Source organism: Streptomyces sp. SDT5-1, assembly GCF_052245995.1.
In the GTDB taxonomy this organism is placed as follows: Bacteria; Actinomycetota; Actinomycetes; order Streptomycetales; family Streptomycetaceae; genus Streptomyces.
Map to the genome: position 1 here is coordinate 3,836,770 of NZ_CM125963.1, position 21,935 is coordinate 3,858,704.

The window sequence follows — 21,935 nt, forward strand, 5'->3', positions numbered from 1 at the left end:
CGGACACCTTCGGACATCATCTGCGGAACTCACGGCACTCGGGGCACCGCTCGTGCTTACAGTCCCTCCCGTAAACCTGGGGAGGGGAGCGCGTCATGCGCAAGGGGGTCAAGGTCGCCGTGGTCGGTGGGGTGTTCACCGTCATGTTGGGGGGAGCCGCGTACGGGGGATACAACCTCGTCACGGCGGTCACCGGCGGGAACACCGTGTCGTCGCAGGGCTCGGAGTACAAGTCGGGGCCGCCGTCCGGCGACGAGATCAAGGAGACGTCGGAGCAGTTCCTCGCCGCGTGGGCGAAGAACGACCCGGCCGCCGCGGCGCGGCTCACGGACTACGCCGACAACGCGATGCGGGTCCTGGAGGACTGGCACGACCGGGCGCGGATCACGCACACCGAACTGACGCCGACGAAGGCGACGGGCCCGAAGGTCGCCTTCCACGTCGAGGCCACCGTCGCGTACGGCAAGAAGAAGCGGACGCTGTCGTACGACTCCTCGCTGAAGGTCGTGCGCGGCAGGACCACCGGGCGGGCGCTCGTCGACTGGTCGCCCGCCGTCGTGCACCCGGCGATGGGCCAGGGCGACACCCTCGTCACCGGGGAGGCCGCCGCGCCGCCCATCGAGGCCGTGGGCCGCGACGGCACCGTGCTGACGAAGGCCACGTACCCCTCGCTCGGCCCGGTCCTGGACCAGCTGCGCGCCAAGTACGGGGACTCCGCAGGGGGTTCGCCCGGCATCGAGACGTACGTCGAGCACACCGACGCGAACGGGGAGCAGACCGTCAAGAAGACGCTGCTCACTCTCGCCAAGGGCACCCCTGGCCGGCTGCCCACGACGATCAGCGCGACCGCGCAGGCCGCCGCCGAGCGGGCCGTGAAGAAGTACCCGGACTCGTCGGTGGTGGCGGTCGAGGCGTCCACCGGCGAGGTGCTCGCGGTCGCCAACCAGGCGAAGGGCGAGTTCAACGCGGCGTTCCAGGGCGGCACCGCGCCCGGCTCCGTGATGAAGATCCTCACCGCGGCGGCGCTCATCGACAACGGCGTCACGTCGGCGAACGGCCCGGCGCCCTGCCCCGATTCGGCGGTCGCCCTGAGCCAGACCTTCCACAACCTCAAGGGCATGCGGCCCGACGGGGACGCGACGCTCGCCGACAGCTTCGCCCGCTCCTGCAACACCGCCTTCATCAAGCTCTCCGACGACCTGGGCGCCGCGAAGTTCGCCGCGGAGGCCGAGGACCGCTTCGGCCTCGGCAAGGACTGGAAGACGGGGATCGTCTCGCGTGACGGCTCCGTGGAGATGCCGGGCGACTCCGACGACGCCGCGGCGATGATCGGGCAGGGGAAGGTCCAGGTGAACGCGTTGAACATGGCGTCCGTCACCGCGACCGCCATCACCGGCGCCTTCCACCAACCGGTCCTCGTCTCCCGGAAGATCGACGACCATCCGCTCGCCGAGGCGAAGGGACTCGAGCCGGGCACATCAGCCCAACTCCGGCAGATGATGCGGCTGACCGCGACCAGCGGCACCGCCGCCACGGCCATGGCGGGCGTCCCCGGCGACAAGGGCGCGAAGACCGGTTCCGCCGAACTGGACGGCCAGGGTGACGCCGACTCCTGGTTCGCGGGCTACCGGGACGACGTCACGGCCGCCGCCACGGTGCCGCGCGGTGGGCACGGCGGGGACGCGGCGGGTCCCATCGTCGCGGCGGTCCTACGCGCCGGAGCGTAGATCCGCCTACGACTCGTCGCGCCTGGCGGTGAACCCACGCATCGCCGGGCGCCACCACGTCGTTCAGTCCTCTGGAAAGTGCGTTCACGGCGACCCCGTACCCTGGGCCGACCGTAGATCTCCGGAGGACTCAGGTGGGCAGCAGAGGCAGGCGTCGAGGCGAGACGCGGCGCAACACGAACGCCCTGGTGATCGGCGGCGTCGCCGCCGTCGCCGTCATCGGGGCAGGCGTCGGCGCGTACGCGCTGATCGGGAGCGACGGCTCGGCCGGCAGCACCTCGGCCGCGGCCGACGACAAGCCCGAGATCCCCAAGGGGCCGCCGACCGCCAAGGAGGTGCGGGCCGCCGCCGACGGCTTCCTCACCGCCTGGCAGCAGGGCGAGACCGCGAAGGCCGCCGCGTACACGAACGACGCGGCCGCCGCGAAGAAGGCGCTCGCCGAGGTCACCAAGGACGCCCACCTCACCGACCTGAAGATCGCGCCCGCCGCCCGCAAGGGCGCCGACGTCCCCTTCCACGTCACGTCCACGGTCGCGTACAAGGAGGGCGGCTCGGCGCTGAGCAAGCCGTTCGCGTACGACTCCTCGCTCACCGCCGAGCGCCGCAAGAGCGACGGCAAGGTCCTCGTCGACTGGAAGCCCTCCGTCGTGCACCCCGACCTCAAGGAGGGCGACCGGCTGGAGACCGGCGAGGCGGGCGACCCGCCCGTCAAGGCCGTGGACCGGGACGGGAACGAGCTGGACGCGAAGAAGTACCCGTCGATCGGCACCATCGTCGACGGGCTGCGCGAGAAGTACGGGAAGAAGGCCGGCGGCACCGCGGGCGTCGAGCTGCGCGTCGTGCGGGCGAAGCCCGAGAAGAAGTCCGAGGACAAGAACGCGCTGCCCGACAAGACGCTCCTCACCCTCTCCAAGGGCACGCCGGGCACCGTGAAGACGACGCTCGACCCGGCGCTCCAGGCGACCGCCGAGGACCAGGTGAAGTCCCGCAAGAAGGCCTCGGTCGTCGTGGTGAAGCCGTCGACCGGCGAGATCCTGGCCGTGGCGAACTCCAGCACCGGGTTCAACACCGCGTTCCAGGGCTCGCTCGCGCCCGGCTCCACGATGAAGGTCATCACGGCGTCGATGCTGCTCGACAAGAACCTCACGGACGTCGACAAGAAGCACCCGTGCCCGAAGTACTTCACGTACGGGCACTGGAAGTTCCAGAACGACGACAAGTTCCAGATCAAGGACGGCACGTTCAAGGCGAGCTTCGCCGCGTCCTGCAACACCGCCTTCATCAGCCAGGCCCCGAAGCTCGACAACGACTCGCTGACCAAGCAGGCGCAGCAGGTCTTCGGCCTCGGCATGAACAACTGGTCGATCGGCGTGCCGAGCTTCGACGGCGCGGTGCCGGTGATGTCGCAGGCGCAGATGGCGGCCTCGCTGATCGGGCAGGGCGGCGTCCGCATGAACCCGCTGAACATGGCGTCGGTCGCGGCGACCGTGAAGGCCGGCGCCTTCCACCAGCCGTACCTGGTGTCGCCCGACTTCGACCACCGGACGCTGGCGAAGGCCTCGAAGCCGATCTCCGCGTCGACGGCGTCGAAGCTGCGGGAGCTGATGCACTACACGGCGATCGCGGGAACCGCCGTGAAGCCGATGTCCGGGCTCGGCTCCGACATGGGCGCCAAGACCGGCTCGGCGGAGGTCGACGGGCAGAAGGACCCCAACGGCTGGTTCACGGCCTGGCGCGGGGACCTCGCGGCGGCGGCCGTGGTGCAGCAGGGCGGGCACGGCGGCGACTCGGCGGGCCCGGTCGTCCGCAAGATGCTGCTCGCGGGCGGCTGACCGGCCGGACCGGCAGAGCGCGAAACGGGGTCGCGTGGCCCGTACACGGAGGGCTAGCGTGCGGGTCATGACGACAGCAGCGCACCCCCGTTTCGCCGAAGCAGCCGACACCATGGGCCTCGCCGACCTCCTTCCGCGGGTGCGGCGCTTCCCCGAGGCGACCCGCACCGCGCAGGAGGCGGCCGACGCGATCGGCTGCGAACTGAGCCAGATCTGCAAGTCGTTGATCTTCGCTGCGGACGGGGTGCCGGTGCTGGTCCTCATGGACGGCGCTTCGCGCGTCGACCTCGATCTCGTACGGGACGAGCTGGGCGCGCAGAAGGTGACGCGCGCGAAGGCGGACGTGGTGCGGGAGTTCACCGGTTACGCGATCGGCGGCGTGCCGCCCTTCGGCCACGCCAACAAGACCCGGGTCCTCGCCGACCGTTCGCTGCTCGCGCACGACACGGTGTGGGCGGCGGCCGGCAACCCGTACGCCGTCTTCCCCATGGAGCCCAAGGAGTTGATCACGCACGCGGGAGCCACGCTCGTGGACGTGCGCGCATGACTCCGGTCGTCGCCGCGGCGGTGCTGCTCGCCGCGGTGACGCACGCCTCGTGGAACGCCCTGGCCCACCACATCACGGACAAACTGGTCGGCTTCACGCTCATCTCGGGCGGCGGGACACTGATCGGCCTCGCGCTCGCGATCTTCGCCCCGCTCCCGGCGGCGGGCGCCTGGCCGTACCTGATCGCCTCGGCGCTCCTCCACGTCGCCTACTACGCGCTGCTCATGACCTCGTTCAGGCTGGGGGACTTCGGGCAGGCCTACCCGATCGCGCGCGGCACGGCGCCGCTCGTGGTGACGGTGCTCGCGGCGGTCTTCGCGGGCGAGGTGCCGGGCGGCTGGCAGGCGGCGGGCGTCGCGGTGTCCAGCGCGGGCCTGACGGGGCTCGCGCTGTGGGGTCTGCGGGGTTCGGGGCGCAGGCCGGACTTGCGGGCGCTCGGCGCGGCGCTGGCGACGGGCGTCTCGATCGCGGCGTACACGGTGGTGGACGGCCTGGGCGTACGGGCCTCCGGCTCCTCCCTCGGCTACATCGCGTGGCTGATGGTGCTCGAAGGCCTCGCGGTCCCGGCGTACGCGGCGTACCGCTGGCGGGGCGAACTGGTCGGGCGGCTGCGCCCGTTCGCGTGGCGCGGACTGCTGGGCGCGGCGCTCTCGGTCCTGGCGTACGGCCTTGTGCTGTGGGCCCAGACGCGCGCCGACCTGGCCCCCATCTCGGCCCTGCGGGAGTCGTCGATCATCGTCGGGGCGGCGATCGGCACGGTGTTCTTCAAGGAGCGGTTCGGCGCGCCGAGGGTGGTGGCGGCCGGTGTGGTGGTCACGGGAATCGGCCTGATGCTGGCCCACTGAAGGCCGTCACCACGTCAGCGCGTCACCCGCGCACGGCCATGAATCCGCTGCTGACCGCGGTCGTCCCGCCGTCGACCGGCAACGTCACCCCGGTCACCCACGCCGCGTCCGGCGACGCGAGGAACGCCACCGCCGCGGCGATGTCCTCCGGCTCCCCCACCCGCCCCAGCGGGTACAACCTCCGCATCGCGTCGAGCTGTTCGTCCCGCCCCTCCCACGCCGTGGTGCGGACCGTGCCGGGGGCCACGAGATTGACGCGGACGCCGCGCGGCCCGGCGTGCCCCGCCAGCGTGCGGGTCAGCGACCCGAGCCCCGCCTTCGCGGCGCTGTACGCGTGGTTGCCGAAGTCCTGGATCCCGTTGACGGAGCCGATGTTGACGATGGCGCCGCGCCCGGAGTCGACGAGGTGCGGCAGCGCGGCGCGGGCGCACCGGTAGGCGCCGGTGAGCGTGAGGTCGAGGTCGCGCGCCCACGCCTCGTCGTCCTCGTCCTCGAAGAGCGGGGTGTCGGGGTGGCAGGCGTAGGCGTTGTTGACGAGCACGTCGAGCCGGCCGAAGACCTCGACGGCGTACGCGACCGCCGCCTCGACCGACGTCCGGTCCCCGACGTCGCAGCCGAACTCCCGTGCCGTACCGCCCTGTTCCCGGATCCCGGCGGCGACCTTTCCCGCCGCCGCCTCGTCGATGTCGGTGACGAGCACACTCGCCCCCTCGCCGGCGAGCCGCCGCGCGGTGGCGGCACCGATGCCGCGGCCCGCGGCGGTGATCAGAACCCCGTACCCCTCGAATCGCTTCATGCGCGGACGCTAACCCGCGTTCAGTGCCTCCCGCAGGGACTTCACGAGGGCCTGTGCGCGCGGGTCGGCCGTGACGCCCTTCTGCATGCCGTTCGTGACGTAGCCGAAGGCGATGCCGGTGTCAGGGTCGGCGAAGCCGAGGGCGCCGCCGCGGCCGGGGTGGCCGAAGGAGGCGGGGGTGAGGAGCGGGGAGGCCACGCCGTGGAGCATGTAGCCGAGGCCGAAGCGGGAGGGGGCGATCAGGGTGCGGTCGGGGCCCGCGGAGGCCTCCGTGCGGGCCAGTTCGAGCGTGGCCGGGTCCCACAGACGCGTGCCGCCGTCCACGTCGCCGATGAGGGACGCGTAGAAGCGGGCCAGGCCGTCGGCCGTACCGAAGCCGTTCGAGCCGGGGAGCTGGGCGGCGCGGTAGGCGGGGTCGTTCTCGTCCGGGGGCGGGGTGATCGCGGCGAAGGCGCGGCTGGTGAGCGACGCGGGGTTCCCGTACGCCTCGGCGATGGCGCGCTTGGGGCGGGAGCGCGGGCCCGCGGTGGCCGGGGGTGCGACGGGACCGACGCGGCCCGCGCGGTGGGCCTGGGCGGCGGGGAGGCCTATCCACAGGTCGGCGTCTGCCGGTGCGGCGATGTGCTCGGCGACGTACTCGCCGATGGTGCGGCCCGTGACGCGGCGCACCAGCTCGGCCGTGAGCCAGCTGTACGTCTGCGCGTGGTAGCCGTGGTCGGTGCCGGGCTCCCAGAAGGGTTCCTGCGCGGCGACGGCCGCCGCCGCGATGTCCAGGTCCGCCGCCTGCGCGGGCGTGAGGGGTCGGTCGAGGGCCGGGACTCCGGCGCGGTGGGCGAGGACGTGGCGGACCAGCGCGTCCTCCTTGCCGTGCGCCTTGAACTCGGGCCAGTACGCGCCGACGGGCGCGTCGAGGTCGAGCTCGCCGCGCTGGTGGAGCAGCAGCAGGGCTGCGGCGGCGATTCCCTTGGTGCCGGAGCGCAGCAGCTGGGCGGTGTCCGGCTGCCACGGCTCGTCCCCGTCGACGTCGCGCGTGCCCGCGTACAGGTCGATGATCCGGTGGCCGTCCCGGTACACGACGAGGGCGGCGCCGCGCTCGCCGCGGGCCGTGAAGTTCTCGCCGAATACCGTACGTACGCCGTCGAATCCGGGGGCCGTCGTGCCGTTCACCGCAATGTCCACGGAATGCTGCAACAGGCGGCGCCGCCCTCGCATTCCGGATGATCGATCACATCGCCTTGTCCGCCACCGAGCGCGGGTCGAAGCCGAACGGCAGCTCCAGGCGGTGCTCCGCCATCAGCTCCTCGTCGACGAGCAGCTCGCCGGTCCCGCCGTCCGCCACGATCGCGCCGCCGCTGAGGATCACCGAGCGGGGGCAGAGCTCCAGGGCGTACGGCAGGTCGTGCGTGACCATCAGGACGGTCACGTCCAACGAGCGCAGGATGTCGGCGAGTTCGCGCCGCGAGGCCGGGTCGAGGTTGGAGGACGGCTCGTCGAGGACGAGGATCTCCGGCTCCATCGCGAGGACGGTGGCGACGGCGACGCGGCGCCGCTGGCCGAAGGAGAGGTGGTGCGGCGGGCGGTCGGCGAAGTCCTCCATGCCGACCAGCGACAGGGCCTTGCGGACCCGCGCCTCCAGTTCGGCGCCCTTCATACCCGCCGCCGCGGGGCCGAACGCGACGTCCTCGCGGACCGTCGGCATGAACAGCTGGTCGTCCGGGTCCTGGAAGACGATGCCGACCTTGCGGCGGATCTCCGCCATGTTCTTCGCGGTGACCGGCAACCCGGCCACCTTCACCGATCCGGCGCCGCCGGTCAGGATGCCGTTGAGGTGCAGGACGAGCGTCGTCTTGCCCGCGCCGTTCGGGCCGAGCAGCGCGACCCGCTCGCCCTTGCCGATGGTGAGGTCCACGCCGAAGAGGGCCTGGTGTCCGTCGGGGTAGGCGAAGGCGAGTCCGGAGACCTCGAGCGAGGCCGGTTCGGAAGAAGCAGTCACAGCATCCATCCCATCAGACACACCACGAGCGCCGCACACGGCAGGGCCAGCGCGTACGACCACTGCGCGCGGCTGGCCGCCAGATCGTCGATCACCGGCATCGAGCCCGCGTAGCCGCGGCTGACCATGGCGAGGTGCACCCGTTCCCCGCGCTCGTAGGAGCGGATGAACAGGGCGCCCGCCGACTTGGCGAGCACGCCCCAGTGCCGTACGCCCTTGGCCTCGAAGCCGCGCGACTCGCGGGCGATCCGCATGCGGCGCATCTCGTCGGTGATCACGTCGCCGTAGCGGATCATGAACGAGGCGATCTGGACGAGCAGCGGGGGCAGCTTGAGGCGTTGCAGGCCGAGGATCAGTTCGCGCAGTTCGGTGGTCGAGGCCAGCAGGACGGCCGCGGCGACGCCGAGGGTGCCCTTGGCGAGCACGTTCCAGGCGCCCCACAGTCCGCTCTCGCTGAGCGACATCCCGAGCACCTGGACCCGCTCCCCCTCCGCCACGAACGGCATGAGGACGGCGAACGCCACGAACGGCACCTCGATGAGCAGCCGCTTCAGCACGAACCCGGCGGGGACCCGCGCGACGTACGCCACGGCCGCGAGCAGCACCGCGTAGAGCCCGAAGGCCCAGACCGCCTCGCGCGGCGTGGAGACGACGACGATCACGAAGCAGAAGACGGCGGCGAGCTTGGTGTGCGGCGGCAGCGCGTGCACGGGCGAGGTCCCGGCGCGGTAGAGGCGGTGGGCGTGGCCGGCGCCCATGTCAGGAGACCTTCTCCTGCGCCGCCTGCACCTCGGTGGACGCCGCGTCGCTCGTACGCCGCCTGCGCAGCGCCCAGAAGACGCCGGTCCCGGCGACGACGGTGACGCCGACGCCGATGATCCCGGCGAGGCCGCCGGAGAGCCGGGCGTCGGTGATGTCCTTCACGCCGTAGTCGGCGAGCGGCGAGTCGGAGGAGGCGTGTTCCTTCTCCGTGCGGTCGATGCCCTTGTCGTGGGCGACCTTCTCCAGGCCGTCGGGGTTGGCCGACGCGTAGAAGGAGACGAAGCCGGCGAGGACGAGGGAGGCGGCGAGGCCGATGATCCAGACCTTGCGGCTGGAGCGGGCGGCGGCCGGGGCGGGCGTCGCGGCGGGCGCGTCGACGAGTTCGCCGTTGACCTTGAGCTTGAGCGGTTGGTGCAGTCCGCGGGCCCCGTACACGAGGTCGGGCCGCACGGCGACGACGGCGCCGACGGTGAGCGCGGTGATCACGGCCTCGCCGATGCCGATGAGGACGTGCACACCGACCATGGCGGTGGCGACCTTGCCGATGGAGACGTCGGTCGTCCCCCCGATGGCGTAGATGAGGGTGAAGACGATCGCGGCGGCCGGGACGGAGAGCAGCGCGGCGACGAAGGACGCGACGGTGATGGAGCGGCGGGTGCGCGGCAGCAGCTTCACGAGGCCGCGGAAGACGAGGTAGGCGACGACGGTCGTGGTGATCGCCATGTCGGTGATGTTCACGCCGAGCGCGGTGAGGCCGCCGTCGGCGAAGAGCACGCCCTGCATGAGAAGGACCACGGACACACAGAGGACCCCTGTATACGGGCCCACGAGTATCGCGGCCAGCGCGCCGCCCAGCAGGTGTCCGCTGGTGCCCGCCGCGACGGGGAAGTTGAGCATCTGCACGGCGAAGATGAACGCCGCGACGAGGCCGGCGAGCGGCGCGGCCCGCTCGGAGCCCAGCTCACGGCGGGCGCCGCGCAGGCTGACGGCGACGGCGCCCGCGGCGACGACGCCGGTAGCGGCCGACACGGGTGCGTTGATGAATCCGTCAGGGACATGCATCGTTCGATGATAGAGGCTTGTTGCGAAAGCCTTGCAAGAGCCTCCCGGTACCAATTGGCCCCGGTCTCCCCCGGTCGTCCCTGGTCTGTACACCTCCACATATGCGACATTTAAGGACATGACGGTTGTCGAGCAGTACGTAGAGCAGTACGCGCGGGCCCGGGTCGTCACGGACTCCCCCGAGGCGCACCGGGCGGTCCCCGTGGTGCTGCGCCACGAAGGCGGCACCGTACATGTCGCGCTGCCCGGCTCCGGCGAGTGGGGCTCCTTCCCCCGCGAGCTGCTCGAACGCGGACTGCGCTCCCCCGCGGCCGGCGGCACCGTCCGGATCTGGCCGTGCGGGCGGGTGCAGACCGTCATCGAGTTCCACGCGCCCCACAAGCCGAGCGGGGTGACGGTCGTGCAGTTCGACACGAAGGCGCTGGTCCGCTTCCTGCGTCGTACCCACACGGCCGTCACCCCTGGCCGGGCCCCTCAGGGCGTCACGCGCTGACGAGCTCCCGGTCCTCGTCGGGCCGCTGGTCGTCGCCGGCGGTGCGCAGGCCCTCGCCCTCGACGTCCACGTTCGGCAGCGCCTTCGCCAGCCACTTCGGCAGCCACCAGGCCTTCTTGCCGAGCAGCGCGAGGACGGCGGGCACGAGCGTCATGCGGACGATGAACGCGTCGAAGAAGACGGCGATGGCGAGGCCGAAGCCGATCATCTTCACCATCTGCTCGGAGCTTCCGATGAAGCCCGCGAACACCGCGATCATGATGATCGCCGCGGCCGTGACGACCCGCGCCCCGTGCTTGAACCCGGTGACGACGGCCTGCGCGGGCCGCTCCCCGTGCACGTACGCCTCCCGCATCCGGGTCACGAGGAACACCTCGTAGTCCATCGCGAGGCCGAAGACCACGCCGACCATGAAGATCGGCATCATCGACATGACAGGGCCGGTCTGCTCGACGCCGAACAGCGAGCCGAGCCAGCCCCACTGGAAGACCGCGACGACGGCGCCGAGCGCGGCCAGCACGGAGAGCAGGAAGCCGAGCGCGGCCTTCAGCGGCACCAGGATCGAGCGGAAGACCACCATCAGGAGCAGGAACGCGAGGCCGACGACGAGCGCCAGGTACGGGATCAGCGCGTCGTTGAGCTTCTGCGAGACGTCGATGTTCATGGCGGTGGAGCCGGTGACGCTCAGCTCGGCGCCGGTGTCGGCCTTGATGTCCTTGCCGGCGTCGCGGATGTCGTGCACGACGTTCTCGGTGTCGACCGAGGACGGCTTGTACTTGGACACGACGCTGATGACGGCGGTGTCGCCCGCCTTGTTGAAGGTCGGCGGGGTGACGGCGGCGACGCCTTCGGTGCCCTTGATCTCGCGGACGACCTCGGAGACGGCGGCCTTCGGGTCGGCCGAGTCCTTGGCGTCGACGACCGTCATCAGCGGCCCGTTGAAGCCGGGGCCGAAGCCCTCGGAGAGCAGGTCGTACGCCTTGCGCTGGGTGGTGCTGGTCGGCTGCGAGCCGTCGTCGGGCAGGCCGAGTTCGAGCGAGGCGACCGGGACGGCCGCGGCGCCGAGGCCGAGGATGCCCACGATCAGGACGGCGACCGGGCGGCGCAGCACGAAGCGGGCCCAGCGGGTGCCCATGTTGGCCTTGGGCTCCTTCTCGCTCCCCAGGTCCTTGCGGGCCCTGCGGCCGTGCACCCGCTTGCCGACGTAGCCGAGCAGCGCCGGGATCAGGGTGAGCGCGATGAGCACCGCGATGGCGACGGTGCCGGCGGCGGCCACACCCATCTTGGTGAGCATCGGGATGTTGACGACGGCGAGGCCGACGAGGGCGATGACGACGGTCAGGCCCGCGAACACGACGGCCGATCCGGCGGTCCCGACGGCCCGCCCCGCGGCCTCCTCGCGCTCCCGGCCCTCGGCGAGTTCGGCCCGGTACCGGGACACGATGAACAGCGCGTAGTCGATGCCGACGGCGAGGCCGATCATCATCGCGAGGGTGGACGTGGTGCTGCCGAGGTCGAGCACGTTGGCGAGCGCCGTGATGGTGGAGACGCCGATGCCGACGCCGATCAGCGCGGTGAGCAGCGGCAGGCCCGCCGCGATCAGCGAGCCGAAGGTGATCACGAGGACGACGGCCGCGATGGCGATGCCGATGACCTCGGTGGCGCCGGTCTCCGGCATGGCCTGGAGCGCGTCACCGCCGACCTCGACGGTCAGACCGGTCTTCTTCGCCTCGTCGATGACGTCCTGGAGCGCGTCGCGGTCGGCGTCGGTCAGCTCCATCGAGGAGACCTTGTACGAGGCCGATGCGTAGGCGATCGTGCCGTCCTTGCTCAGTGTCTTGGCGACGAACGGGTCGGCCACGGAGGCGACCTGCTTCGAGCTGGACTTGAGGGAGGCGACGGTGTCCTGGATGTCGGCCTTGTTGGCCGGGTCCGTGAGCTTCTCGCCCTTCGGCGCCTCGAAGACGACGCGGGCGGTGGCGCCGTCGGCGGCGGAGCCGGGGAAGCGCTGGTCGAGCAGGTCGAAGGCCTTCTGCGCCTCGGTCCCCGGTATGGAGAAGGAGCTGGAGGCGGCGGTCGGGGCGGAGGCCGCGCCCACGCCCGCGAGCGTGAGCAGGGCCACCCAGATCAGGGCGACGAAGTGGCGTCGGCGGAACGCGAGTTTGCCGAGCTTGTAGAGGAATGTGGCCACGGAGGCGTACTCCCGGTCAGGTCGTGGGTCCAACGGGACGGCAGGGCAGGGGAGATCGGCCCGACGACATGAGCGGTTGTGCGTCAGGTGGAACCGAGGGGAAGGGTCAGGCGCTGAGGGCGGGGAGGACCACAGCGTCGATGTACGAGACGAGGTATTCCTGCGTCGGCGGCTGCTCGTCGATGAGCGTCCGGGTGGCGAACGCGCCGACCAGCATGTGGATCAGATAGCCGAGCGCCGGGTTGTCGGCCCGGACCTCGCCCCTGTCCACCGCTCTGCGCACCATCCGGTCGACACCCGTCATCTCGGGCTCGACGATCCATTCCTTGAAGGCGGCGAGCAGATCCGGGTTGTGGTGCACGGCCACCATCAGGCCGCGCATCAGCGCGCTGTTCTGCTCCATGTGGCAGTCGTCCTCGCGGTGCGCGATCGCGTGCAGATCGCCGCGCAGCGAGCCGGTGTCCACCTCGTCGAAGTGCGGCTTCTGGCTGCGCAGGGCCTTGACGACGAGCTCGGCCTTGCCGCCCCACTGGCGGTAGAGCGTGGCCTTGCTGGAGCGGGTGCGGGTGGCGACGGCGTCCATCGTCAGGGCGTCGTAGCCGACCTCGCGGAGAAGTTCGAGCACGGCGCCGTACAGCTCGGCCTCGCGCTCGGGCGTGAGCCGGCTGCGGCGCGTCGTTGCCTCCGCGACCATGTCACTCACCTGACCTCTCCGGTTTCGTACGCCTTCAAAGTACCCCGCCCGCTAGCGAAACGAAACCGTTTCGTACGTGCGCTGCGCCACACCGGTCCGGCGAGTCCCGGTTGCCGAGGCCCGCGGTGCGGAAAAGCATGAGGAGGTGACTGAGGTGACTGAGGAATCCGAAGCCGCCGACGGCCCGGCGTACCTGCGCTTCCCGCACATCAGCGGCGAGCGGCTGTGCTTCGCCGCCGAGGACGACCTGTGGGTGGCGCCGCTCGACGGCTCGACGCGGGCCTGGCGGGTCACCGTCGACCGCACCAGGGTCGGCCACCCGCGCTTCTCCCCCGACGGCCGGCACATCGCGTACACGACATGGCGCAGCCTCGACCCGGAGATCCACCTGGCGCCCGTCGACGGCGGCTCCGCGCGCCGCCTCACGTACTGGGGAAGCCAGGACACCCAGGTGCGCGGCTGGTCCCCCGACGGGCACGTGCTCGCGGTCGCCTCGCACGGTGAGCCCTTCTCGTACTTCACCTTCGCCTACAGCGTGCCCACCGACGGCTCCCCCGGCGGCAAGCTGCCCTGGGGGCCCGTCTCCGACATCCAGGTCGCCGACATCGACGGCGAGCGGCGGACGCTGCTCCTGACCGGTACGCCGCCGCACGAGCCGGCCGCCTGGAAGCGCTACCGGGGCGGCGCGCAGGGCCGCCTCTGGGTGCACGGGCAGCGCATCCTCGCCGACGTCGACGGGCATCTGGACGACCCGATGTTCGTGGACGGACGCATCGCATTCCTCTCCGACCACGAGGGCATCGGGAACGTCTACTCGTGCCTGCCCGACGGCACCGACCTGCGCCGCCACACCGACCACGACGCGTTCTACGCCCGGCACGCCTCCACCGACGGCTCCCGCGTCGTCTACCAGTGCGCGGGCGATCTGTGGATCCTCGACGACCTGGCCCCCGACTCGAAGCCGCGCAAGCTGCGGGTCAGGCTCGGCGGTCCGCGCGCGGGGCGGCGCTGCTACCAGGTGCCCGCCGCCCAGCACCTCGACTCGCTCTCCGTCGACGAGACGGGCCGGGCCAGCGCCGTCGTCGTCCGCGGCAGCCTGTACTGGCTCACGCACCGCGACGGCCCCGCCCGCACCATCGCCGACACCCCGGGCGTCCGCGTCCGCCTCCCCGAGATGCTGGGCTCGGGCGGCCAGGTCGCCTACGTCACCGACGCCGACGGCGACGACGCCATCGAGATCGCCTACCTGCCGCGGGCCAGCGGCGACCGGCCGCCCCGCAGGTTCGCCTCCGGGCAACTCGGCCGCGTCCAGGAACTGGTCGCCGACCCCGCGGGCGAGCGGCTCGCGGTCGCGTCGAACGACGGCAGGTTGCTCCTGATCGACGTCGGCGAGGAGGAGGGCGGCGAGGCACCGCTGGAGGAGCCGACCGTCACCGAGCTGATCCGCTCCACGAACGGCCCGGTCCGCGATCTCTCGTTCTCCCCCGACGGCTCCTGGCTGACGTGGTCGCACCCGGGCATCGGCCGCTCGCTGCGCCAGATCAAGATGGCCCGGATCAACCGGGGCGGCGGCTCCACCGCGCTCGGCGCGCCGCCCCAGGCGGAGACCGCGACGATCGTCGACGTCACCAACGGCCGCTTCGAGGACGAGAACCCGGTGTTCACCCGCGACGGCCGCTATCTCGCCTTCCTGTCCTGGCGCGGCTTCGACCCGGTGTACGACGTGCACACCGGCGACCTGTCGTTCCCGCTCGGCTGCCGCCCCTACCTCGTACCGCTGTCGTCCGCGACGCCGTCCCCGTTCGCGCTCTCCCCTGAGGGGCGGACGGCGGCGGGCGGCCTCGACCCCGTCGAGGACGTGGGCGGCGACGGGACGCCGACGGTGGAGATCGAGGGGCTCGCCAACCGTGTCGTGCCGTTCCCCGTCTCCGCGTCGAAGTACTCGGCGCTGCACGCGGTCGCGGGCGGCGGCCTGGTGTGGCTGCGCTGGCCGATCTCGGGCGCGCTCGGCGAGACGTTCGCCAACCCGGCCGACCCGTCCGCCCAGCCGACCCTCGAACACTTCGACCTCGTGAAGGGCAAGCGGTCCCAACTGGTCGCCCACATGGACTGGTTCGCGGTCAGCGGCGACGGCTCCCGGCTCGTCGTCGTCGACGAGGGCGAGCTGGAGGCCGTGCCGTCCACGGAGGCCGGCGACAACGACACCACCGTCTGGATCGACCTGCGCCGCATCCTCCACGAGGTCGACCCGGCGGCCGAGTGGCGGCAGGCGTTCGACGAGGCGGGCCGGATCATCCGCGCGTACTTCTGGGAGCCGCACATGTGCGGCATCGACTGGGACGCGGTCCTCGACCAGTACCGCCCCCTGGTCGAACGAGTCGCGTCCCCCGACGAGTTCGCGGATCTCCTACGAGAAGTGCTCGGCGAACTCGGCACCTCCCACGCCTACGTCGCCGCCGCCCGCCGCAACGAGGGCCCGCCCCACTACCAGCGCGCCCAGGGCCTGCTCGGCGCCAACTTCGTGTGCCGCGAAGGACAGTGGACGCTCCAGCGGATCCTGCCCGGCGACTCGTCGGACTCCAAGGCCCGCTCCCCGCTCGCCGGCACCGGCATCCGCGACGGCGCCGTCCTCACCCACGTCGACGGCCGCCCCGTCGATCCCGTCAAGGGCCCCTACCCGCTGCTCGCGGGCGCCGCCGCCACGACGGTCGAGCTGACCTTCACCCCCGCGGAGGGCGGCGGCAGGCCGCGCCGCGTCGCCGTGGTCCCGCTCGTCGACGAACGGCCGCTGCGCTACCAGGACTGGGTCGCCAAGCGCCGGGCCGTGGTCCGCGAACTGAGCGGCGGCAAGTGCGGCTACCTGCACATCCCCGACATGGGCGGCTCCGGCTGGGCCCAGTTCAACCGGGACCTGCGCATGGAGGTGTCGCGGCCCGCGCTCATCGTCGACGTGCGCGGCAACGCGGGCGGGCACATCAGCGAACTCGTCGTCGAGAAACTCACCCGGAAGATCATCGGCTGGGACCTGACGCGCAACGCCCAGGCGGTGTCGTACGCCTCGAACGCGCCGCGCGGCCCCGTCGTCGCCCTCGCCGACGAGGCCACCTCGTCCGACGGCGACATGATCGCCGCCGCGTTCAAGCTGCTCGCGCTCGGGCCGGTCGTCGGGCAGCGCACCTGGGGCGGCGTGGTCGGCATGACGGGCCGGCACACCCTCGGCGACGGCACGGTGATCACGGTGCCGATGAACGCGGCCTGGTTCCCCCAGTACGGCTGGTCCATCGAGAACCGGGGCGTCGAACCGGACATCGAGGCGCTGCGCACCCCGCTCGACTGGGCCGAGGGACGGCACGCGCAGCTCGACGACGCGGTGGAGCTCGCGCTGAACCTCCTCGAGGAGCAGGGCGCGAAGACGCCGCCCGACTACTCGGACGTGCCGGACCGGCGCCGCCCGAAGCTGCCGCCGCGCTGACGCCGCCCCGCGCTTGGGGCGGCCCGGCCGTGGGCAGCCTGCGCCAGAAGGGTCCAACCACCTTTGGGCGAGGGGGAATTGATGTCTCTCCGGTCACGAAGAAGCGTGTTGCTCGGCGCCGCGGGTATCGGCGCCGGGCTCGCGCTCGGCGGTACGGGACGGGCGGCGGCCATGCCTTCGGGGCCGCCGCCCGTCCTCATCACCGAACAGGCGAGCAAGCGGCTGCTGGTGCTGGATCCGGCGAAGGACGTGTGGGACCCGGCCGTCGACCCGTCCGTGGTGCGGTGGGCGTTCTCGCCCGTGGGGGACGCCCGGTACCGGGACGTCGCGCCGGACATCAGCTGGGTGTACCCGAGCGAGGCGAAGGTGCGGCGGCACGGCAGGCACACGTTCGTGCTGACCACGGCCTCCTTCGGGTTCGCGGCCGTCGTGGAGTGGCCGACCGGGCGGCGGTACTGGGCCGGGGCGCTCGGCCCGGGCGACGACCTGATCAACCCGCACACCGCGGAGATCCTGCCGGACGGGAACGTCGCCGTCGCGTGCAGCACCGGCGCGCGCGTCCGCCTCTACGCCGCCGCCCTCGGCCCGCACGCCACGCGGTACGCGGAGGCCGAGCTGAAGGGCGCCCACGGCCTGCACTGGGACGCGGACCGCGAGGTGCTGTGGGCCATGGGCGACGACGAGCTGGTGGCGTACGGGGTGGAGGGGACGCGGGTGCGGCCCGCGCTGGTACGCCGGTTCGGCGTCCCACTGCCCGTCGCCACGCCCGGGAAGTCGGCGGGCGGGCACGACCTGTTCCCCGTGGCCGGGACGCCGGGGCGGATGTGGGTGACGACGTCGGCGTCCGTGTTCCAGTACGACATCGCGGGCGGCGGCTTCACGCAGGACTTCGCGGGCGCCGCGGAGATCGTCCGGAAGTCCGTGAAGTGCGTCGGCGACGATCCGCGCACCGGCCGGGTGACCACCACCGTGCCGGAGAAGGGCCTCGGCGAGACGTGGTGGACGACGACCGTGAGCCTGCACCGGCCGCCCGGCTCCCACACATACGTCGACGGCGGGATCTACAAGGCCCGCTGGTGGCTACCGAGGTGATCCGTCGGACGCGTCGAGGCGGCGGTCGATCGCGAGCGAAAGCTCCGCCTCGACGACCCCCTTCGCCAGCGGGCGCAGCCGGTCGATGTCCTTGTCGGAGGCATGGGTGGCGACGAGGTCGGTGAAGAGCCCGGCCAGCGCGTCGGCGTGCTCGCGGACGCGCCTGGCCGCGGCGAGCACGTCGGCCAGCGGGATGCCCTCGCGGACCAGGGCCGCCGAGATGTCGAGCAGCCTGCGGCTGATGTGCACGATCTCCTCGCCGTCGATGCCCAGATAGCCGAGGTCGAGGGCGGCCTGGAGATTCTCGGGCGTGACGTCGTCCGCGAAGTAGTCGGCGAGCTCGGCGGCGGAGAGCCGGACGGGCACCTCCTCCGTGGGCCGCACTCCGAGGAGTTCGCCGACGTCGCGGCCGCGGTCGAAGGCCTCCGACAGCTCGCTGATGCCGTTCAGGGTGTGGCCGCGCTCCAGGAGCGAGGCGATCGTGCGCAGCCGGTCCAGGTGCGAGTCGTCGTACCAGGCGATGCGGCCCTCGCGGCGGGGCGGCTTGATGAGCCCCCGCTCCCGGTAGAAGCGCACGGTGCGGACCGTGACGCCGGCGGCCTTCGCCAGCTCGTCCATGCGGTACTCGCGCCTGCCCACGGGGGCCGTGTCCTCGTCCTTCGCCACACCCGAAACCCTATGTCGTACTGCCGGTAACTTTCCTCGGCCCTACCCCTACCCATGAGTACGTGAAGCCTCTACTCTCCGAATTACGCCAGTGTTCACTGGCAGAGTCGCGCGGCAAGGGAGGCGCAGTGATGGCCGAGCAGAAGCACGAGCACGTACGAGTGGCGGTGATCGGATCCGGCTTCGGCGGGCTCGGCGCGGCGGTCAGGCTGCGGCGCGAGGGCATCACCGACTTCGTGGTCCTGGAACGGGCAAGCGCCGTCGGCGGCACCTGGCGCGACAACAGCTACCCCGGCTGCGCCTGCGACGTCCCCTCCCACCTGTACTCCTTCTCCTTCGCGCCCAACCCGGACTGGCCCCGCACGTTCTCCGGACAGGAGCACATCCGCGCCTACCTGGAGCACGTCGCCGACACCTTCCGGCTGCGACCCCACATCCGCCTCGACTCCGAGGTCACCCGGCTCCGCTGGGACGCCGAACAGCTCCACTGGGAGATCGACACCGCCAAGGGAACGCTCACCGCCGACGTCGTCGTCTCCGCCACAGGACCGCTCTCCGACCCCAAGACGCCCGACATCCCCGGCCTCGACACCTTCCCCGGCAAGGTGTTCCACTCCGCCCGCTGGGACCACGACCACGACCTCCGGGGCAAGCGCGTCGCCATGATCGGCACCGGCGCCTCCGCCATCCAGATCGTGCCCGCCATCCAGAAGGACGTCGGCCGGCTCACGCTCTTCCAGCGCACACCCCCCTGGGTCATGCCGCGCGCCGACCGGGCCGTCACCAGGGCCGAACGCTGGCTGCACCGGCAGCTCCCCTTCACCACCCAGGCCCGCCGCGGCCTCCTGTGGGGCATCCGCGAGCTCCAGGTCCAGGCGTTCACCAAGCACCCCGACGAACTCGGCCTCGTCGAACGGCTCGCCAAGCGCAACATGCACCGGGCCATCAAGGACCCCGCCCTGCGCGCCAAGCTCACCCCCGACTACCGCATCGGCTGCAAGCGGATCCTGCTCTCCAACACGTACTATCCGGCGCTCGCCCAGCCCAACGTCGACGTCGTCGCCTCCGGCCTCACCGAGATCCGCGGCAACACCCTCGTCGCCGCCGACGGCACCGAGGCCGAGGCCGACGCCATCGTCTTCGGCACCGGCTTCCACGTCACCGACATGCCGATCGCCGAACGCGTCGTCAACGGCGAGGGCGTCAGCCTCGCCGAGAGCTGGAAGGGCGGCATGGCCGCACTGCGCGGCGCCACCGCCGCCGGATTCCCCAACTTCATGACGATCATCGGCCCCAACACCGGGCTCGGTAACTCCTCGATGATCCTCATGATCGAGGCCCAGCTGAACTACCTCGCCGACTACCTCCGCCAACTGAACGTGCTCGGCGGACGCGTCGCCCTGACCCCGCGCGAGACCGCCGTCACCGGCTGGAACAACCGCGTGCAGGACCGCATGAAGCGCACCGTCTGGAACACCGGCGGCTGCAACAGCTGGTACCTCGACGAGAACGGCGTCAACACCACCGTGTGGCCGGGCACGACCAGCGAGTTCCGGCATGCCACCCGGCATGTCGACGTAGGCGAGTACGAGGTGCTGCGCCCGCCCGCGAAGGCGGCCGCCCCCACGCCCCGTACCAAGAAGAAGACCGAGGTGAGTGCCGCGTGAGCCGCCTGATGCGCCATGTGACGACTGGGCCGTACGCGCCGCCCGTCGCCACCCGAGAACTGACCGTCACCTCAGCCGACGGCGCCCGACTCCACGTCGAGGTGCACGGCGCGGACGACGCCCCCGCCGTCGTCCTCTCCCACGGCTGGACCTGCTCCACCGCGTTCTGGGCCGCCCAGACCCGCGCCCTCGCCACCGACCACCGCGTCATCGTCTACGACCAGCGGGGCCACGGCCGCAGCCCCGCCGCGGCCCGACTCCCGTACACCACCGACATGCTGGCCGACGACCTCGAGGCCGTCCTCGACGCCACCCTCGCCCCCGGAGAGAAAGCCGTCCTCGCCGGACACTCCATGGGCGGCATGACGATGATGGCCGCCGCCGACCGCCCGAAGTTCCGGGAGCACGCCGCCGCCGTCCTGCTGTGCAGCACCGGCAGCTCCCAGCTCGTCGCCGAGGCCACCGTCGTACCCGCGATGAAGGCCGGCGCCCTGCGCACCCGGATCACCCGCGCCATCCTCGGCTCCAAGGCCCCGCTCGGCCCGGTCACCCCCCTCGGCAAGCGCGTCCTCAAGTACGCCACCATGGGCCCCGGTTCCGCCGCCGACAAGGTCGAGGCCTGCGCCCGCATCGTGCACGCCTGCCCGCGCGGCGTCCGGTACGGCTGGTCCCACGTCCTCGAACAACTCCAACTCGACGCCGGGGTCGGCCGCCTGACGATGCCCGTCGCCGTCATCGCCGGCACCGCCGACCGGCTCACCCCGATCGTGCACGCCCAGCGGATCGCCGCCGCGCTGCCCGACTGCGTGGGCCTCACCGAACTGGCCGGACTCGGCCACATGACACCCGTCGAAGCACCCGAAGCCGTCACGGCGAAGATCCGTGAACTGTCGCAGGAATACGTGGATTCACAGTCGCCGAAGGGGGCGGATGCCGCATGAGCAGGGTCAGTCTTGAAGGACAGGTCGCGGTCGTCACGGGAGCCGCACGCGGCGTGGGCGAACTCCTCGCCCGCAAACTCTCCGCACGCGGCGCCAAGATCGCGCTGATCGGCCTCGAGCCGGACGAACTGAAGCAGGTCGCCGCGCGCCTGCACTCCGACGCCGACTGGTGGCACGCCGACGTCACCGACCACGAGGCGATGGCCCGGGTCGCCCAGGAGGTGAAGGAACGCTTCGGCAAGGTCGACATCGTCGTCGCCAACGCCGGAGTCGCCACCGGCGGACCCTTCGCCGACTCCGACCCCGTCTCCTGGCGCCGCGTCATCGAGGTCAACCTCATCGGCTCCGCCGTCACCGCCCGCGCCTTCCTCCCCGTCCTCACCGAGTCCCGCGGCTACCTCCTCCAGATCGCCTCCCTCGCCGCGATCACCCCCGCCCCGATGATGACCGCCTACTGCGCGTCGAAGTCCGGCGTCGAGGCGTACGCGCACAGCCTGCGCGCCGAGGTCGGCCACAAGGGCGTCCGCGTCGGCGTCGGCTACCTCTCCTGGACCGACACCGACATGGTCCGCGGCGCCGACCAGGACGACGTCATGCGCGAACTGCGCCAGCAGCTGCCCTGGCCGGCCAACAAGACGTACCCGCTCGGCCCCGCCGTCGACCGCCTCGTCGCCGGCATCGAACGCCGCGCCCCGCACGTCTACGGGCAGTGGTGGCTGCGCGGCATGCAGGGCATCCGCGGCTACCTGCCGTCCGCGATCGGCGTCGTCGGCCAGCAGCGCGTCAAGCGCTTCGAGGGCCGCATGGGCGGCATCTCCAAGGGCCTGGTGGGCGCGGGCGGCGCCGCCGACGAGGCCGCCCGCAACCGCTGACCACACCCCGTCACCGCCCGAAATGCGACATCCCGGGCGCCGTGCAAATCTGGTCGAGGCCCATCCCCCACCTCTTCATGGAGTGCATCACATGGGTATCTCAGACCAGTTCAAGGACAAGGCCGAGCAGCTGCAGGACAAGGCCAAGGAGGCCATGGGCGGCTCCGAGGGCAAGACCGACGAAGGCCAGGACCGCGCCAAGGAAGGCATGGACCAGGCCAAGGAAAAGGCCCAGGACACCGCCCAGGAGGCCAAGGACCGCTTCCAGCAGTGACGGCCGCCT

At 71.9% G+C, this 21,935-nt stretch carries 19 protein-coding genes; 11 read left to right on the forward strand and 8 right to left on the reverse strand.

Annotated elements, in window-relative coordinates; translation table 11 throughout:
- The first annotated feature begins 95 nt into the window (after positions 1-95).
- From ACTWJ8_RS17735 to ACTWJ8_RS17750, 4 genes are all read left to right on the forward strand, one after another.
- Positions 96-1,727, forward strand: a complete 1,632-nt coding sequence (locus tag ACTWJ8_RS17735) for a penicillin-binding transpeptidase domain-containing protein (RefSeq protein ID WP_443264458.1) — start codon at positions 96-98, stop codon at positions 1,725-1,727.
- A 134-nt stretch (positions 1,728-1,861) separates the two neighbouring features.
- Positions 1,862-3,559, forward strand: coding sequence for a penicillin-binding transpeptidase domain-containing protein (locus tag ACTWJ8_RS17740; protein WP_443264460.1), 1,698 nt, complete (start codon positions 1,862-1,864; stop codon positions 3,557-3,559).
- Between the two features lie 67 nt (positions 3,560-3,626).
- Positions 3,627-4,106: a YbaK/EbsC family protein gene (locus ACTWJ8_RS17745; protein WP_356384207.1), complete on the forward strand. Its 480-nt coding sequence runs from the start codon at positions 3,627-3,629 to the stop codon at positions 4,104-4,106.
- Positions 4,103-4,951: an EamA family transporter gene (locus ACTWJ8_RS17750; RefSeq protein WP_443264462.1), complete on the forward strand. Its 849-nt coding sequence runs from the start codon at positions 4,103-4,105 to the stop codon at positions 4,949-4,951. The genes ACTWJ8_RS17745 and ACTWJ8_RS17750 overlap by 4 nt, the downstream gene beginning before the upstream one ends.
- A 22-nt stretch (positions 4,952-4,973) precedes the next feature.
- Here the strand turns inward: ACTWJ8_RS17750 and ACTWJ8_RS17755 are convergent, their stop codons facing one another.
- Genes ACTWJ8_RS17755 through ACTWJ8_RS17775 form a run of 5 tightly spaced genes read right to left on the reverse strand, consistent with a single transcriptional unit; the run spans position 4,974 to position 9,564 of the window.
- Positions 4,974-5,747 carry an SDR family NAD(P)-dependent oxidoreductase gene (locus ACTWJ8_RS17755; protein ID WP_356384201.1) on the reverse strand — a complete coding sequence of 258 codons (774 nt, stop codon included), beginning with the start codon at positions 5,745-5,747 and terminating at the stop codon, positions 4,974-4,976.
- A 9-nt stretch (positions 5,748-5,756) separates the two neighbouring features.
- Positions 5,757-6,920, reverse strand: a complete 1,164-nt coding sequence (locus ACTWJ8_RS17760) for a serine hydrolase domain-containing protein (RefSeq protein WP_443264923.1) — start codon at positions 6,918-6,920, stop codon at positions 5,757-5,759.
- A gap of 52 nt (positions 6,921-6,972) precedes the next feature.
- Positions 6,973-7,749: an energy-coupling factor ABC transporter ATP-binding protein gene (locus ACTWJ8_RS17765; RefSeq protein ID WP_356384198.1), complete on the reverse strand. Its 777-nt coding sequence runs from the start codon at positions 7,747-7,749 to the stop codon at positions 6,973-6,975.
- Positions 7,737-8,498, reverse strand: a complete 762-nt coding sequence (gene cbiQ, locus ACTWJ8_RS17770) for a cobalt ECF transporter T component CbiQ (protein WP_443264463.1) — start codon at positions 8,496-8,498, stop codon at positions 7,737-7,739. Before cbiQ ends, ACTWJ8_RS17765 begins: the two co-directional genes overlap by 13 nt.
- Position 8,499: 1 nt before the next feature.
- Complete coding sequence (locus tag ACTWJ8_RS17775) at positions 8,500-9,564, reverse strand: energy-coupling factor ABC transporter permease (protein WP_443264465.1); 1,065 nt, start codon at positions 9,562-9,564, stop codon at positions 8,500-8,502.
- 118 nt (positions 9,565-9,682) lie between these two features.
- Here ACTWJ8_RS17775 and ACTWJ8_RS17780 point away from each other — a divergent pair, with 118 nt between their 5' ends.
- The gene (locus ACTWJ8_RS17780) at positions 9,683-10,057 is read left to right on the forward strand and encodes an SsgA family sporulation/cell division regulator (RefSeq protein WP_356384189.1); all 375 of its coding nucleotides are present in this window, start codon (positions 9,683-9,685) and stop codon (positions 10,055-10,057) included.
- Here ACTWJ8_RS17780 and ACTWJ8_RS17785 read toward each other — a convergent pair.
- Together ACTWJ8_RS17785 and ACTWJ8_RS17790 are read right to left on the reverse strand one after the other, a co-directional pair.
- On the reverse strand, positions 10,047-12,248 hold the full coding sequence (locus ACTWJ8_RS17785; protein ID WP_443264467.1) for an MMPL family transporter: 2,202 nt from the start codon (positions 12,246-12,248) through the stop codon (positions 10,047-10,049). The genes ACTWJ8_RS17780 and ACTWJ8_RS17785 overlap by 11 nt on opposite strands.
- A gap of 106 nt (positions 12,249-12,354) precedes the next feature.
- On the reverse strand, positions 12,355-12,942 hold the full coding sequence (locus ACTWJ8_RS17790) for a TetR/AcrR family transcriptional regulator (protein WP_356384184.1): 588 nt from the start codon (positions 12,940-12,942) through the stop codon (positions 12,355-12,357).
- Positions 12,943-13,096: 154 nt separating this feature from the next.
- Here ACTWJ8_RS17790 and ACTWJ8_RS17795 point away from each other — a divergent pair, with 154 nt between their 5' ends.
- Together ACTWJ8_RS17795 and ACTWJ8_RS17800 are read left to right on the forward strand one after the other, a co-directional pair.
- The gene (locus tag ACTWJ8_RS17795; RefSeq protein ID WP_443264469.1) at positions 13,097-16,414 is read left to right on the forward strand and encodes a S41 family peptidase; all 3,318 of its coding nucleotides are present in this window, start codon (positions 13,097-13,099) and stop codon (positions 16,412-16,414) included.
- A gap of 105 nt (positions 16,415-16,519) precedes the next feature.
- Positions 16,520-17,506 (forward strand): DUF6528 family protein, encoded by a 987-nt coding sequence (locus ACTWJ8_RS17800; protein ID WP_443264471.1) that lies wholly within the window; start codon positions 16,520-16,522, stop codon positions 17,504-17,506.
- On the opposite strand, the gene ACTWJ8_RS17805 is transcribed toward ACTWJ8_RS17800, so the two are convergent.
- On the reverse strand, positions 17,495-18,124 hold the full coding sequence (locus ACTWJ8_RS17805) for a MerR family transcriptional regulator (protein ID WP_443264925.1): 630 nt from the start codon (positions 18,122-18,124) through the stop codon (positions 17,495-17,497). The two genes, ACTWJ8_RS17800 and ACTWJ8_RS17805, sit on opposite strands and share 12 nt — an antisense overlap.
- Before the next feature lie 179 nt (positions 18,125-18,303).
- Here ACTWJ8_RS17805 and ACTWJ8_RS17810 point away from each other — a divergent pair, with 179 nt between their 5' ends.
- The 4 genes from ACTWJ8_RS17810 to ACTWJ8_RS17825 all read left to right on the forward strand — a co-directional run bounded on the left by ACTWJ8_RS17810 (position 18,304) and on the right by ACTWJ8_RS17825 (position 21,926).
- Positions 18,304-19,839 carry a flavin-containing monooxygenase gene (locus ACTWJ8_RS17810; RefSeq protein ID WP_356384175.1) on the forward strand — a complete coding sequence of 512 codons (1,536 nt, stop codon included), beginning with the start codon at positions 18,304-18,306 and terminating at the stop codon, positions 19,837-19,839.
- Positions 19,836-20,780, forward strand: coding sequence for an alpha/beta fold hydrolase (locus ACTWJ8_RS17815; protein WP_443264473.1), 945 nt, complete (start codon positions 19,836-19,838; stop codon positions 20,778-20,780). The genes ACTWJ8_RS17810 and ACTWJ8_RS17815 overlap by 4 nt, the downstream gene beginning before the upstream one ends.
- Positions 20,777-21,652 (forward strand): SDR family oxidoreductase, encoded by an 876-nt coding sequence (locus tag ACTWJ8_RS17820; protein ID WP_443264474.1) that lies wholly within the window; start codon positions 20,777-20,779, stop codon positions 21,650-21,652. The genes ACTWJ8_RS17815 and ACTWJ8_RS17820 overlap by 4 nt, the downstream gene beginning before the upstream one ends.
- A 91-nt stretch (positions 21,653-21,743) precedes the next feature.
- A complete protein-coding gene (locus ACTWJ8_RS17825) occupies positions 21,744-21,926 on the forward strand; it encodes a hypothetical protein (RefSeq protein WP_356384166.1) in 183 nt (60 codons plus the stop codon).
- The last annotated feature ends 9 nt before the right edge of the window (positions 21,927-21,935 follow it).

Excerpts from the sequence above, each read along its gene's own strand:
- ACTWJ8_RS17735 (WP_443264458.1), top strand. The coding sequence starts at position 96 with ATGCGCAAGGGGGTCAAGGTCGCCGTGGTCGGTGGGGTGTTCACCGTC.
- ACTWJ8_RS17745 (WP_356384207.1), top strand. The coding sequence starts at position 3,627 with ATGACGACAGCAGCGCACCCCCGTTTCGCCGAAGCAGCCGACACCATG.
- ACTWJ8_RS17750 (WP_443264462.1), top strand. The coding sequence starts at position 4,103 with ATGACTCCGGTCGTCGCCGCGGCGGTGCTGCTCGCCGCGGTGACGCAC.
- ACTWJ8_RS17755 (WP_356384201.1), bottom strand. The coding sequence starts at position 5,747 with ATGAAGCGATTCGAGGGGTACGGGGTTCTGATCACCGCCGCGGGCCGC.
- ACTWJ8_RS17765 (WP_356384198.1), bottom strand. The coding sequence starts at position 7,749 with ATGGATGCTGTGACTGCTTCTTCCGAACCGGCCTCGCTCGAGGTCTCC.
- cbiQ (WP_443264463.1), bottom strand. The coding sequence starts at position 8,498 with ATGGGCGCCGGCCACGCCCACCGCCTCTACCGCGCCGGGACCTCGCCC.
- ACTWJ8_RS17775 (WP_443264465.1), bottom strand. The coding sequence starts at position 9,564 with ATGCATGTCCCTGACGGATTCATCAACGCACCCGTGTCGGCCGCTACC.
- ACTWJ8_RS17780 (WP_356384189.1), top strand. The coding sequence starts at position 9,683 with ATGACGGTTGTCGAGCAGTACGTAGAGCAGTACGCGCGGGCCCGGGTC.
- ACTWJ8_RS17790 (WP_356384184.1), bottom strand. The coding sequence starts at position 12,942 with ATGGTCGCGGAGGCAACGACGCGCCGCAGCCGGCTCACGCCCGAGCGC.
- ACTWJ8_RS17805 (WP_443264925.1), bottom strand. The coding sequence starts at position 18,124 with ATGGACGAGCTGGCGAAGGCCGCCGGCGTCACGGTCCGCACCGTGCGC.
- ACTWJ8_RS17810 (WP_356384175.1), top strand. The coding sequence starts at position 18,304 with ATGGCCGAGCAGAAGCACGAGCACGTACGAGTGGCGGTGATCGGATCC.
- ACTWJ8_RS17820 (WP_443264474.1), top strand. The coding sequence starts at position 20,777 with ATGAGCAGGGTCAGTCTTGAAGGACAGGTCGCGGTCGTCACGGGAGCC.
- ACTWJ8_RS17825 (WP_356384166.1), top strand. The coding sequence starts at position 21,744 with ATGGGTATCTCAGACCAGTTCAAGGACAAGGCCGAGCAGCTGCAGGAC.